This window comes from Gammaproteobacteria bacterium (genome assembly GCA_017999615.1).
Classification (GTDB): domain Bacteria; phylum Pseudomonadota; class Gammaproteobacteria; order JAABTG01; family JAABTG01; genus JAGNLM01.
The window spans coordinates 578,492-592,221 of sequence record JAGNLM010000001.1; the positions used below are offsets into that span (position 1 = coordinate 578,492).

Annotated in this window: 9 protein-coding genes; 6 read left to right on the plus strand and 3 right to left on the minus strand. The window is 68.8% G+C overall.

Features of this window, described 5'->3' with window-relative positions:
* Positions 1-36: 36 nt before the first annotated feature.
* The gene (gene rpsT / locus KA217_02515; GenBank protein ID MBP7711327.1) at positions 37-309 is read right to left on the minus strand and encodes a 30S ribosomal protein S20; all 273 of its coding nucleotides are present in this window, start codon (positions 307-309) and stop codon (positions 37-39) included.
* A 146-nt stretch (positions 310-455) separates the two neighbouring features.
* On the opposite strand from rpsT, the gene murJ reads away from it, so the two are divergent.
* The 6 genes from murJ to ispH all read left to right on the plus strand — a co-directional run bounded on the left by murJ (position 456) and on the right by ispH (position 8,020).
* Positions 456-2,000 (plus strand): murein biosynthesis integral membrane protein MurJ, encoded by a 1,545-nt coding sequence (gene murJ / locus KA217_02520; protein ID MBP7711328.1) that lies wholly within the window; start codon positions 456-458, stop codon positions 1,998-2,000.
* Between the two features lie 74 nt (positions 2,001-2,074).
* A complete protein-coding gene (ribF, locus tag KA217_02525; protein ID MBP7711329.1) occupies positions 2,075-3,079 on the plus strand; it encodes a bifunctional riboflavin kinase/FAD synthetase in 1,005 nt (334 codons plus the stop codon).
* A complete protein-coding gene (ileS, locus tag KA217_02530) occupies positions 3,055-5,886 on the plus strand; it encodes an isoleucine--tRNA ligase (GenBank protein MBP7711330.1) in 2,832 nt (943 codons plus the stop codon). Before ribF ends, ileS begins: the two co-directional genes overlap by 25 nt.
* A 56-nt stretch (positions 5,887-5,942) precedes the next feature.
* Complete coding sequence (gene lspA, locus KA217_02535) at positions 5,943-6,428, plus strand: signal peptidase II (protein MBP7711331.1); 486 nt, start codon at positions 5,943-5,945, stop codon at positions 6,426-6,428.
* 52 nt (positions 6,429-6,480) lie between these two features.
* Positions 6,481-6,990, plus strand: coding sequence for an FKBP-type peptidyl-prolyl cis-trans isomerase (locus KA217_02540; GenBank protein MBP7711332.1), 510 nt, complete (start codon positions 6,481-6,483; stop codon positions 6,988-6,990).
* A 91-nt stretch (positions 6,991-7,081) separates the two neighbouring features.
* Positions 7,082-8,020: a 4-hydroxy-3-methylbut-2-enyl diphosphate reductase gene (gene ispH, locus KA217_02545; GenBank protein MBP7711333.1), complete on the plus strand. Its 939-nt coding sequence runs from the start codon at positions 7,082-7,084 to the stop codon at positions 8,018-8,020.
* Positions 8,021-8,193: 173 nt separating this feature from the next.
* Here ispH and KA217_02550 read toward each other — a convergent pair whose 3' ends face one another.
* Together KA217_02550 and KA217_02555 are read right to left on the minus strand one after the other, a co-directional pair.
* The gene (locus KA217_02550) at positions 8,194-8,607 is read right to left on the minus strand and encodes a hypothetical protein (protein ID MBP7711334.1); all 414 of its coding nucleotides are present in this window, start codon (positions 8,605-8,607) and stop codon (positions 8,194-8,196) included.
* Between the two features lie 110 nt (positions 8,608-8,717).
* Entirely contained in the window at positions 8,718-13,697 is a 4,980-nt protein-coding gene (locus KA217_02555) for a VWA domain-containing protein (protein MBP7711335.1), read from the minus strand.
* Between the last annotated feature and the right edge of the window lie 33 nt (positions 13,698-13,730).

A 13,730-nucleotide genomic window follows, 5' to 3' on the forward strand; every position in this document is an offset into this window, starting at 1 on the left:
TCAGGGTTCGAGTCCGGCCGTCTGCCCCGGCGGGGATCAGGAAGCGGGTTGCATCGCCCGGATGCGGGCGTTCAAGCGGCTCTTGTGGCGGGCTGCCTTGTTCTTGTGGATGATGCCCTTGTCGGCCATCCGGTCCACGACTGGCACCGCTGCCTGGTACGCCGCCTTGGCGGCATCGGCGTCACCGCCGGCGATCGCTGCGACCACCTTCTTCACGTACGTGCGCAGCATGGAGCGCTGGGACGTGTTCTGCTGGCGGCGGTCCTCGGCTTGCCGGGCCCGCTTCAGGGCCTGGGTATTGTTGGCCAAGCGTTCTCTCCTGAATCCGTTGGGCTCAAATCAAGACGCGGAAGCATGCCGCGGGCGCGCCTCGGTGTCAATGTTCGGCACGGGCTCCGGCTCTGCGATAATCAACGCGGACACGCCACCCGCCCACCCCTGACCGAGGTTCTCCCCTGAGCCCGCGACTCCTCCGCTCGACCGCCCTCGTCGGACTGCTCACGACCGCGTCCAGGGTCCTCGGTTACATCCGGGACGTCTTCATCGCCACGCTTGGTGGCGCCGGCATCGGCACCGACGCGTTCTTCGTCGCCTTCCGTATCCCCAACCTGCTGCGCCGCCTGTTCGCAGAAGGGGCGTTCTCCCAGGCCTTCGTGCCGGTGATCTCCGAGTATCGTACCCGGCAGCCGGAGCCCGCCGTGCGCGAGTTGGTCGCGAGCGTCTCCGGCACCCTGGGGTTGGTGGTGCTCCTGGTCTCGATCGCAGGGGCCATCGCGGCGCCGCTCCTGGTGCTCGCCTTCGCGCCGGGCTTCCTCGACCAGCCGGAGAAGTTCTCCCTGGCCTCGGAGATGCTCCGCATCACGTTCCCGTACCTCTTCTTCGTGTCGCTGACCGCGCTCGCGGGCGGCGTCCTGAACACCTACGACCGCTTCGGGGTGCCGGCCGTGACGCCGGCCTTCCTCAACCTCGCGATGATCGCGGCGGCGCTCTGGCTCGCCCCGCGCATGGACGAGCCCGTGGTCGCCCTCGCCTGGGGGGTGTTCGCGGGCGGGCTCGCCCAGCTCCTCTTCCAGTTGCCGTTCCTCTGGCGCCGGGGCTTCCTGGTCCGCCCGCGCCTCGGGTTCCGTCACGAGGGCGTGCGCCGGGTGATGCGCCTGATGCTGCCGGCGATCTTCGGGGTCTCGGTGGCCCAGGTGAGCCTGCTGCTCGACACGCTCCTCGCATCCTTCCTCGAGACCGGGAGCGTGTCCTGGCTCTACTACTCGGACCGTCTGCTGGAATTTCCCCTCGGGATCTTCGGCATCGCGCTTGGCACGGTGATCCTGCCGAGCCTGTCCCGGCGTTTCTCGGAAGGGGCGCACGAATCCTTCTCGGCCACGGTCGACTGGGCCCTGCGCTCCGTGCTGCTCCTCGGGCTGCCGGCCACCATCGGTCTCGGCCTGCTCGCGGGGCCGCTCCTCGCCACGCTCTTCCAGCACGGGGAATTCCGCTCGGCCGACGTCTACATGGCTCAGCTCAGCCTGGTGGCGTTCTCCGCGGGGCTCGTGGGGTTCATGGCGGTCAAGGTCCTGGCGCCTGCCTTCTACGCCCGCCAGGACACCCGCACGCCGGTGCGTGTGGCAGTGGTGGCGCTGGCGGCGAACATGGTCATGAACCTGATGCTCATCTTCCCCCTCGCACACGCGGGCCTGGCGCTCTCGACCTCCCTCGCGGGGTTCGTCAACGCGGGGCTCCTGTACCGGCTCTTGCGCTCCCAGGGCGTCTACCAGCCGGCCCCCGGCTGGCCGGCATTCCTCCTGCGGGTTCTCGCCGCCAACGTGGCGCTCGCGGGGCTGCTCTTCTTCGGCCCTGCCGAGACTGCGGTCTGGACCCACCTGACGGCCCGGTCCCGGCTGCTCGACCTCGGGCTCTGGGTCCTCGCGGGTGTCGCCGCCTATCTCGGCGCCCTCGCCCTGCTCGGTTTCCGCAAGCGCGACCTGCTTCCGAGTGCTCGTGTCTGACGCGCGGGGGGCCCTATAATCGCACCCTTGCGCGGCCGCCGGCCGCGGCCCCTGGCTCCGATGCGGACCCTCCGGTGGAACTGATACGAGGACTGCAGAACCTGCGCCCACGGCACCGTGGGTGCGTCGTGACCATCGGGAATTTCGACGGCGTGCACCGGGGTCACCGGGCGGTCATGGACCAGTTGGCGGCCCGCAGGGCCCAGTTCGGGCTGCCTTCGGTGGTCATGATCTTCGAGCCCCAGCCGCTCGAGTTCTTCCGGCCCGACCGGTCGCCCCCGCGGCTCACGCGCCTGCGCGAAAAGCTGAGCGCCCTCAACCTCGACATCGTGGACCGCGTGCTCTGCGTGCGGTTCGACGCGCAGTTCGCCGCCATCACGCCGGAGGAGTTCGTCGACCGCATCCTGGTGGACGGGCTCGCCGCGCGCTTCGTACTGGTGGGCGACGACTTCCGCTTCGGGCAGGGGCGCTCGGGGGACTACGAGTGGCTGCAGGCCGCCGGGCGCCGGCACGGTTTCGACGTGGGTCAGCAGGCGACCTTCGTCATCGACGGCAAGCGGGTCAGCAGCACCGCGGTGCGCGAGGCGCTCGGCAGCGGCGACCTGGAGCGGGCGGCGACCCTGCTGGGGTACCCCTTCGCCATCCATGGCCGCGTGGCGCACGGTGACCGCCGGGGCCGCACGCTCGGCTACCCCACCGCGAACATCCACCTGCTGCGGCGCGCGGTTCCCCTGCTAGGCGTCTTCGCCTGTCAGGTGCGCGGCGTGGCGAAGCAGCCCGCGCCGGCCGTCGCCAACCTCGGCTACCGGCCCACCATCGCGGGCGGGCTCGCGGTGCCCATCCTGGAGGTCCACCTGCTCGATTTCTCCGGGAACCTGTACGGGCGCCACGTCCGGGTCGAGTTCCTGTTCCGGATCCGGGAGGAGCGCAAGTTCGATTCGTACGAAGAGTTGCGGGCCCAGATCGAGCGCGACGAGGCGCAGGCCCGCGCCTTCTTCGACAGCCCCGGCCGGGGGGGGCGTAGCCCAGCGGTAGAGACTGGAGAGACGACGGCGTGGCCGACTACAAGAACACCCTGAACCTGCCCCAGACGGCGTTTCCCATGCGGGGCAACCTCGCCCAGCGGGAGCCCGAGGCGGTCCGGCGCTGGACCGAGGGCGGGCTCTACCAGCGCCTGCGCGAGGGCCGCGCCGGCCGGCCCCGCTACGTGTTGCACGACGGCCCCCCGTACGCGAACGGCGACATCCACATCGGCCACGCCGTCAACAAGGTTCTGAAGGACATCATCGTCAAGGCCCGCTCGCTGGACGGCCTGGACGCGCCCTACGTCCCCGGCTGGGACTGCCACGGGCTGCCCATCGAGCTGCAGGTGGAGAAGAAGATCGGCAAGCCCGGGGAGCGGGTCGACGCCGCGGCCTTCCGGCGGGCCGCGCGGGCCTACGCCCGGGAGCAGGTGGAGCGCCAGCGTGCGGACTTCGTGCGTCTCGGTGTCCTCGGGGACTGGGAAAACCCCTACCTCACCATGGATTTCGCGGTCGAGGCGGACATCATCCGTGCCCTCGGCCGGATCGTCGCGAATGGCCACCTGGACCGCGGCTACAAGCCCGTGCACTGGTGCACCGAGTGCGGCTCGGCACTCGCCGAAGCCGAGGTCGAATACGAGGACCGCACCTCGCCCGCCATCGACGTGCGCTTCCGCGTCATCGACGAGGGCTCCTTCCTGGACCGCCTGGAGCTCAACGCCGATGCCGGGGGGGGGCCGATCTCGGTGCCCATCTGGACCACCACGCCCTGGACGCTTCCGGCCAACCAGGCGGTCGCGCTCAACCCGGACCTGGAGTACGTGCTGGTGCAGGTCACCACGCCCGCGGGACCGGAGCGGCTGGTGCTCGCCGAGGGACTCCTCGAGGCGTCGCTCGTCCGCTACGGCGTGGAGGACTACGCGACGCTCGCCTTCGTGAAGGGCGCGGCCCTCGAGGGCACCGCGCTTCGCCACCCCTTCTACGACCGGCCCGTGCCCGTCATCCTCGGGGAGCACGTCACCCTGGATGCCGGCACCGGCGCCGTGCACACCGCCCCCGGGCACGGCCAGGAGGACTTCGTGGTGGGCGCCCGCTACGGGCTCGCGGTGGACAACCCCGTGGACGGTGAGGGCCGCTTCGTGCCCGGGACCGCGATCTTCGCGGGCGAGCACGTGCTCGCCGCGAACGACCACGTGGTCGCGGTGCTGCGCGAGCGCGGCGCGCTCCTGCACGTGGAGCCGTTCCGGCACAGCTACCCGCACTGCTGGCGGCACAAGACGCCCATCATCTTCCGCGCCACCCCCCAGTGGTTCATCAGCATGGACCAGGGGGGGCTGCGCCGGCAGGCGCTGGAGGCTATCCGCGGCGTCGCCTGGGAGCCCGCGTGGGGCGAGGCGCGGATCACGGGGATGATCGAGAACCGCCCCGACTGGTGCATCTCGCGCCAGAGGACCTGGGGCGTGCCGATCCCGCTGCTGGTGCGCCGCGACACCGGGACGCTGCACCCCGAGACCCCGAGGCTCATCGAGGAGGTGGCCCGTCGGGTCGAGAAGCAGGGGATCGAGGCCTGGTTCGAGCTCGACGCGGCGGAGCTGCTGGGCGCGGAGGCGGCCGAATACGAGAAGGTGCGCGACACCCTGGACGTCTGGCTCGACTCGGGCGTCACCCACTTCACGGTGCTCGAGCGCCGGGCGGGTCTCGCCTTCCCGGCGGACCTGTACCTGGAGGGATCGGACCAGCACCGGGGGTGGTTCCAGTCCTCGCTGCTTAGCTCCGTCGCGATGCGAGGCGTCGCGCCCTATCGGGCGGTGCTGACCCACGGGTTCACCGTGGACGCCGAGGGCATGAAGATGTCCAAGTCCCGCGGCAACGTCGTCGCACCCCAGGAGGTGGTCAACACGCTCGGCGCCGACGTGCTCCGGCTGTGGGTGGCCGCGACCGACTACCGTGCCGAGATGAGCGTTTCCGACGAGATCCTGAAGCGGATGTCGGACTCCTATCGACGGCTGCGCAACACCGCGCGCTTCCTGCTGGCCAACCTGAACGGCTTCGACCCCGCGCGCGACACCGTGTCGCCCCCCCGGATGCTGCCGCTCGACCGCTGGGTCGTGGACCGGGCCTGGCGCCTGCAGGAGCGGGTGCGCAAGGCCTACGAGGAGAACCAGTTCCACCTCATCTACCAGATGCTGCACAACTTCAGCACGGTGGACCTGGGGGCGTTCTACCTGGACGTCATCAAGGACCGGCAGTACACGACGCGCGCGGACAGCCTGGCGCGCCGCTCGGCCCAGACCGCGATGTTCCACATCGCCGAGGCCCTCGTGCGCTGGCTCGCGCCCGTCCTGAGCTTCACCGCCGAGGAGATCTGGCAGCACCTGCCCGGCGTGCGCGAGGAGTCCGTGTTCCTGGCCACCTGGTACGAGGGGCTCTACCCGCTCGAGGACACCGAGATGGGGCCCGCCTTCTGGGACACGGTGATCGCGGTACGCGAGACGGCGCTGCGGGCCCTCGAGCCCCTGCGCGCGGGCGGCGAGATCGGGTCCTCACTCGACGCGGAGGTGAGCCTCTACGCCGAGCCCGGGCTGCGGCGGGAGCTCGCGAAGCTCGGCGAGGAGCTGCGGTTCGTGCTGATCACCTCGAGCGCCCACGTGTTTGCGGTGGAGGAGAAGCCCGAGACCGCGGCCACCCACGTCCTGCCGGGGAGCGGGGAGATCGGTGTCTCGGTCAGCCGGTCGCCCCACGGGAAGTGCGTGCGCTGCTGGCACCACCGGGAGGACGTGGGCAGTCACCCGGACCACCCGGAGCTCTGCGGGCGCTGCGTGGAGAACGTCGCCGGCGACGGCGAGAAGCGCCGGTTCGCCTGAGTGCGGCGGGTTGGCTGGACGCGGTGGTTTGGGTGACATGAGGCGGGTTGCCTGACATGCGTTGGCTCTGGGTCTCCGCGGTCGTCGTCGCGCTCGACCAGCTGAGCAAGTGGCTGGCAAGCACGCTGCTCGTGTTCCACGAGCCGCTGCCCCTCGTGCCGTTCGTGAACCTGACGCTCACCCACAACACGGGCGCCGCGTTCAGCTTCCTCAGTGAGGCCGGGGGCTGGCAGCGGTGGTTCTTTGCCGCGGTCGCCGCCGGGGTCAGCGTCGCGGTGGTGCTCTGGATGCGCCGCGTGCCGCGCGGCGAGTGGTGGGTCTCGGCGGCCCTCGCGCTGGTGCTCGGGGGGGCCATCGGCAACCTGGGCGACCGGCTGGTCCTCGGCTACGTGGTGGACTTCCTCGACGTGTTCTACGGCCGCTGGCACTGGCCGGCCTTCAACCTGGCGGACTCGGCGATCACCCTCGGTGTCGCGGTGCTGCTGGTGGACGCCCTGCGCGGGACGGGGCAGGGGCAGGGGGTGGGGGGCATCGCGGGGTGAACCGCAGAGGCACAGAGGCGCAGAGGGTGATCGGTAGGGGTTGGGTTCAGCCGTGACGGCCGTCGACCGCGGGACGCCCGGCGAATACGGGACGCCCGGCGAATCCGGGACGGTCGTCGACTACGGGGCCCGGGTGGTTCTTCGCTACCGGCTCTCGCTCGCCGACGGGACACTCGTGGACGCGAGCGAGGAGGGCGAGCCGCTCGTGCTCACGGTCGGCGACGGGACCCTGGAAGAGGGCCTCGAGGCGCTCCTGCTGGGCCTGGGGGCCGGCGCCCGGGCGACCTTCCATCTGGCGCCCGGGCAGGCGTTCGGTCTGCCGGACCCTGAGGCCGTCCACGTCCTGCCGCGGGCGGACTTCCCGCCGGGGATGGCGCTCGAGCCGGGAGCGGTGGTGGCCTTCACCGCCCCCTCGGGCCTGGAGGTCGCGGGCACGGTCCTGGAGGCGGGGGAGGGCGGGGTCCGGGTCGACTTCAGCCACCCGCTCGCCGGACGCTCGGTCGTCTTCGAGGTGGAGGTCCTGGAGGTCAGGGGGACGGAACCGCAGCCCGCGGGCGGTTGAGGGCGCGCGCCAGGGCCGGTGCCTCCCGGGCGTGGCCCCGAACGGCTCGGGAGAGAACGACTCGGGACGGAACGGCTCGGGACGGAACGCCATGCAAGTCACTCTCGCCAACCCCCGCGGTTTCTGCGCCGGTGTCGACCGCGCCATCGCCATCGTGGAGCGGGCGCTGGACCGCTTCGGGCCCCCCGTGTACGTCCGCCACGAGGTCGTCCACAACCGTTACGTGGTGGACAGCCTGCGGGCCCGGGGGGCGGTCTTCGTGGACGACCTCGCCGAGGTCCCCGAGGGGGCCACCCTCGTCTTCAGCGCCCACGGGGTGCCCCTCGAGGTGCAGGAAGAAGCCGCGCGGCGCAACCTGCGGGTCTTCGACGCCACCTGCCCTCTGGTGACCAAGGTCCACAACGAGGTCGTCCGGTACCTGCGGGAGGGCTTCGAGGTCGTGCTGATCGGCCACGCCGGCCACCCGGAGGTGGAGGGCACGCTCGGTCAGGCGGCGGGCGCCGGAAAGGGCGCTGGCGCGATGCACCTGGTGGAGACCCCCGCCGACGTGGCGCAGGTCCACGTTCGCGACCCCGATCGGGTCGCCTACGTGACCCAGACCACGCTCTCGGTGGACGACTCCGCGGAGGTCATCCGCGCGCTGCGGGAACGCTTCCCCGCCATCGTCGGCCCCCGCAAGGACGACATCTGTTACGCCACCCAGAACCGGCAGAATGCCGTGCGCTACCTCGCCCGCCAGGCCGACGTGGTGCTGGTGGTCGGCTCGCGCAACAGCTCGAATTCCAATCGGCTGCGGGAGATCGCCGAAAAGGCGGGCAAGGCCGCCTACCTCGTGGACGGTCCCGAGGACGTGCGCCCGGAGTGGGTGGTGGGGCGTGCGGTGGTCGGCGTTACCGCGGGCGCATCCGCCCCGGAGAGCCTGGTGCAGGGGGTGGTCGCACGCCTGCGCGCCTGGGGCACGGAGCGGGTCGTCGAGGTGGAGGCAGAGCCCGAGGACGTCTCGTTCGGGTTGCCGCGGGAGTTGCTGTAGGCGCCGGCTGGCGAGAGCGAACCGCAGAGACACAGAGGCGCAGAGGAAATAGGCATTTCGATGTGGGAAAAGGGGAAGTCCCGCTGCCTCCCCGTGCCCCTGGCATCTCTGCGTCTCTGTGTCTCTGCGGTGAACAACCTCCTGCCGGTGCGGCGATGCCGCCAGCCTTCCGGCTAGCGCTCCCATGTGCGTTCGTTGTCGTCGATGGTGCCGTCGTGGTCCCGGTCCCAGCCCCGGCGGCCGGTGGAGTCAAGCTCCAGGAAGCCGTTGTCGGCCACCACGGTCCCGGGCTGGGGCGTGGCGCTCAGGGTGTAGCCGGTGGCGCCTGCTGCCTCGATCTTCAGGTTGTAGCGGCGGTTGGCCTCAGGCTCGTCCAGCGGCGAGTAGTCAGGGTGAAGGCCTGCGGTGAGCGGGTTCTTGCCAGCCACTTCCCCGTAGGTGTTGTGGTCCGAGAACCACTGCTCCATCACCGCCGCCAGGCCGGTCAGGGCCCCCTGGGCGTCGGCCCGCGCCGCGCGGCGCACGTACTCCGTGTAGGACGGGTAGGCGATGGCCGCGAGGATCCCGACAATCGCCACCACGATCATCAGTTCGATCAGGGTAAAGCCGGGAGGGGCCCGCCCTCTCGTCCGCCCTCGCGGCTCGTACGGCTTCGTGACGAGGGCGTGGCGCTCCTGGTTGGTGGTCGACACGCGGATCACTCCTGGAACCAGTAGGTCGGGACGGGTCCGAGGGAGAGCTCGGGGTTCACTGCCTCCACACCGCCCCCGACGCCGATGAGCAGGGTCACCCCCTCTTTCTGGAAGATCGGAACCGCACCCGACGGGATGCCTGCGGCCAACTCGTACACCCGGTCCTTGACCGTGACCTCGTCCAGGGTGTCCCAGTTGAACTTCGGCTCCGCGTTGAGGACGTCGAGGCCGTAGAGGCGCCCCCCGCCCTCCATCAACTGACACACGTCCCCCAGCTGTGTGGGCTGAGGAGTGAAGGTCGTGAGGAAAAGTTTGCCTGCGAGCACGACCGGCGAGGAAAGCCCCTTCTCACCGGGCTGGGTCAAGCGCAGGTACCAACCCGCTGCGCTGCGCAACTGCGAGAGATTCGTGGTGCCTCCTGCCTCGACATCGTCCACCTGGGTCGCGTCGAAGAGGTCACCGGCAGCGGCCGGTGGACCATCCAGGGGGCCCTGCAACGGGGCGCCCGAAATCAACGAGTTCGGCGAAGACTCTCCCGAAATCTTCCTCGGGTAGTCGTCCGCCAACCCGTCGCCGTTCCCGTCGACCATGGGGCTGTAGACGAAATCGCGGAAGGCGTAGAGCCGGTCGGCCACCGCCTCGCTCAAGGGGTGCTCCCTGTCCCCACTCGCAATCGCGACCAGGTCGTAGCGTGAAACCCCCGAATACTTGCTGTCCAGCGCCTGCACGACATCCGGTGGATAGAAGAACTTGCGCTGGTCCTTCTGACTCTTGTCGCTGGAAACCGTCGCGAGCTTTCCAACGACCGCGCTGATGCCAGACTCCCCGGAAGCAGGGGCCAGATCGATGCGCCAGAGTTGGCCACCGGTGTCCCCGACGTAAATGCGGTCGGTGGCGCCGTCACCGTCGGAGTCCATGAGCGCCAGGTCCGAGGGAATCGGGTGCTGCATGTCCAGGACCTTGACGCCGGGTCCCGAGGAGTGAGCGGTGCCGCTGACCCAGAACTTGCGCTCGCCGGTCGCCGGGTCTGCGATGTAGACCGCGTTGCCCAAGGGGCTCCGACCGAAGGCAGTGTCCTGGGATTCGTGGTACCCCCCACCGAAGAGCAGGAACTCCCTGACCTCGCTCCCGCCCTGCGCGCCGCTGCCCACTCGCAACTTTGTGACCACCGGCTGCGACCACGTCTGGCCCAGACTCGGGTACTCGGCGCTTCCGCCGTCGATTCGCCAGAGGAACGTGGGATAGGTGGGGCCGATGACGCCCGGCTGGGTGAGGGGGCTGCCGGGGGTCACGTCGAGGGCGAAGTAATGACTACCCCCGCGCCGCATGCCGAAGATGATGCGCAGGAAGTCGCCGCTCGAGTCTCCGATCGTCCCGTCACCGTCTCCATCCCGCCTCCACGCCGTGGGGGTGCCGTCGATGCCGTACACGTGTTGGCCATTGGGGTTGGCGCGGAGCCGGGCCTGCATCGAGAGGGTCTCCGGCGGATAGAAGACCCATTCCTCCTGGCCGTTCTCCGCATCAATCATCCGCAACCCGCCATCGTTCGTGCCGACGAAGAGCTTGACCACGGGTGCGGTGTCCGTGCCGCCGTAGGTCACTGCGAGCGGGCTCGAGTGCAAGGGGTCGCCAAAGCTGTAGCGGTCCTCGACCCTGTCTTCGTCTCCATCCTCGTCGTCCACGTCGACGCCCCGCACCCAATCGATCATCGCTTTGCGGGCGGCCGTGCTCGCACTCGCCTCGAGCCCCAGCATCTCGTTCGTAATCGAGGAATTGGAGACGGTGACCCGGTGACTGAGGCCGGAGAGACCGTGGGAAGGGGGGGAGGTGACCACGTGGGTCAGGACACGGCGGTCACCGCTGGGGGGACCTGCGCGGCCGGCGCCGCCTTCCTGGATCTCATTGCCGTCCCCGGAGCTCCAGAAACTACTGATGCCATCCTTGATGCGGCCATCAGGCCCGATGGCCTCCACGCCGTCGCGGTCCAGGATCTCACCGAGACTGCACTCCTTGGTGAAGACCCCACCAGGGCATCGGGTTGGGTCCGTCCGCAACTGGTATTTCTTGAGATTGCCGACCCAGCGGATACGGTCCGACGGCTCGAACAAAGACAGGTACACGTCGTTGCGGTGGTAGAGCTTGTTGAAGGTGTTCACCGAGACACTCGGAGCAGCGTACGACGTGCTGCGATTCAGAATGTCGAGAAAGAAGGACTTGAAGGTTTCAGTCAGATCGGCCGCCGTGGTGGCCGTGCGGAACTGCCCGCCGGACTCCTTTGCCAAGTCCTTGAGGAACTGGATGGCATGCGACTGCGCTGAATCGCTGGAGTCCAGGTTGAAGCCGATGGTGTAGGTCGAGACGGTCTGGTTGCCGGCCAGGGACGACAGTTGATCCTTCTCGTGGAGGAAACGCCCGAGGTCGATGCCGCACTCCTCGGAAGGCCCCGGAGGGGCGCTCGTGGTGACGGCCGTCCCATCGGAGAGCTTCGTCTCGCAGGACGACACGCCGGTCATCTTCCGCACGAGGTCCGCCGAATGGTTGTTGTTCGCCTCCCCATCGGTCAGCAGGATGATGTAGTTCGAGCCGCACAGCTCCCGGATGGGGGAGACGTAACGGGCATTGCCCTCGATTTTCTCGGTGCGGCAGGCCTCGGCCCCAAGATTGGCGTCCGTGCACCCCGTCTCGCGGACGACCGTGCCGCCCTCGTAGGAAGACGGATGACTCAGTCGGGTGTTGAGGGTGACCGCGTCACCGTCCGTCCCATCCCCCCGGCGAGCGCCATGAACGACCCCCTCTTCCCGGTAATAACGGGCTGCCTCGTAGAGCGTGTCGACGATCGGTGTCCAGCCGCCGTGTTGGAGTTCGGTGACCGTCTGCTTCAGGAGCTGCCGGACGCTGGCCGAAGACGCGCTGGAGGCGCCCTGCTTGGCCTCGTAGGTGATTCTCAACACGGGCGCCTGGGCGGGGCTGTCGTCGAAGCTGTACGCTTTTCGCTGTCCGTTACCCCCCTTGATGATGAAGGAAAGTGAATTTCTGGGTTCCCAGCCAGCGCGGTTGACGACCTCCTGGACGATGGCCTTCAGGTTGGGTGTCTCATGAGACTCGTTCATTCTCCATGCGTCGAGAGGAGCATCTGGTGAGGACGAATTCCAGGTGACCGAGGCGGTGGTCTCGGCGCGCAGGGTCAGGTCACGCTCCTTGGCCGTGAAGGGCGCAGCATCGTCAGACGCTTCACCGTAGATGACGATCGAGGTTCCGGACTCCCTCGAGTTGCGGCTCGTGAATACGAGACGAGCGTCAAGAACCTTGGAACCCCGCTCGATCGGGATATCCTGGAACCGAATCCCGACCGTCTGGCGGGTCTTCTCCGCGTTCGGCATGTCCAGGATCTTGTCGACCAACTGCATCGTCCCACTTTCGTCGGCCTGCTCGGCGTCATCGCTGCCGGCCCGGACCTGGCGCTGAAGGGTCTGGAGCGCGCATCCGGTTCCCCCGCGCGCGGCCCCGTCAAAGGTGTAATTCACTTTCAGCACCGGAGCGAAGTTCGGGTCGCCGTCATAGCTGTAGACGGACCTCCAGCCAGTTCCGCCGGCCTTCTCCATGAGGAGAACCAAGTCATTTCCTCCGCACCAATCGCCGAGGTCGACCACCTTCTGGAGGATCGCTGAAAGGTCGGGGGACCTCTGCGCTTGGCCCTGGCTGCCCCGCGCAGTCCATTCCGTGGTCATGGGCCAGTCCACCGAGGTGGAAGTCTTGCGCTCGAATTTCTCTTTCAAGGACTGTTGACTGGAGTCGAAGGGCTTGGCGTCTCCGACGTTCTCCCCGTAGATTCGCAATGTCACGGGGTCCGAAAGGGTGCGGGAAGGAGAGACTTCCAGGACGGCGCTGTCGATGGTAGCGCCCTGGGGGATGCCCAGATTGCGGAACCGCAGGCCCACGCGTTGTTCGCCAGGGTTGCCGCTGCCGTAGACGACGGCGAGCCTCGGGGCGTCGCTGCCGCTGTCGTAGGTCTTCGCCTGCCGCAGCCCGGTTCCCGTCACCAGGATGCCGAGGCCGTTGCCCTCCGCCCAACCCGGGCGGTCGACAATCTCCTGGAGGAGGGGCGAGAGGTCATCGGTGACGTATCGTTGCCCGCTGGTCCAGGGCGCGATGCCCGACATCACGACCTTCGAGGTCGTCTGCGTCAGGGCCGCACTGGATGGTTTGAGCTGAGGCGAAAACACGCCAGCATCGTCTGCCGCCCAGCCCCTGAATTCGAGAGTCGTGTCCGCTGCGTCGTTCTGGGCGGCCGTGAACTGCAACTCGGCTGCCGTCACGTACGCGCCCCTCGGAATGGAGACTCCTCGAAATACGACCCCGCCGCGCCGTGTCCCGTCACCGTCCCTGACCATCTCGAGCTCCGAGCTCGTGAGGTCAAGCAGGCCGGCGCCACCCATCCCGCCGATGTAGACCTCCTCCGCGTCGTCCGCGCTCGCTTCGACGCTCCGGGCGAAGACGGTCTCAGGGCCGAAGGCGGGGGTGTCCACCAACTCAATTCGGCTGCTGAAAAAGTCCATCTCTCCGGTCGACTTCAGTTCCTCCACGTCGTCCGCCCCATCGGAGAGGCGGGCGAGAACGTCGGCCTGGCCGGACTTGAGGGCTTCCGAAGCGTCGGCGTCGATGGGAGCGACAGGCAGGAGAATCGGACCCCCGGGGTTGCTGAAGCGCATCAGGCCGACGTTGACGTTGTTGAGTCCGTCGAGAAGAGAGTGCAGGGCCTCCTTCATGTTCTCCAGGCGGCTCTTGCCGGTGCCCGGCACCAGTTCGCTCATGCTGCCCGATGTGTCGAGGATAACCAGGACGTTAGGGCGGATTCCCTGGGACTGGGCGAGTTCCTCCGAGCCGACATAGACCTCGGTGTCGTCCGCGAGAGACGCGGCGGGCAGACCGGCGGCGACACCCGTTGCGAAGGCCAGGGTGAAGGGGAGCAGCGTACGGCGTTTCATGCCTCTGTCTCCTGGAGACGTCGGGGGGGCGCG

Excerpts from the sequence above, each read along its gene's own strand:
- lspA (MBP7711331.1), top strand. The coding sequence starts at position 5,943 with ATGCGTTGGCTCTGGGTCTCCGCGGTCGTCGTCGCGCTCGACCAGCTG.
- ispH (MBP7711333.1), top strand. The coding sequence starts at position 7,082 with ATGCAAGTCACTCTCGCCAACCCCCGCGGTTTCTGCGCCGGTGTCGAC.
- KA217_02550 (MBP7711334.1), bottom strand. The coding sequence starts at position 8,607 with ATGATCGTGGTGGCGATTGTCGGGATCCTCGCGGCCATCGCCTACCCG.
- KA217_02555 (MBP7711335.1), bottom strand. The coding sequence starts at position 13,697 with ATGAAACGCCGTACGCTGCTCCCCTTCACCCTGGCCTTCGCAACGGGT.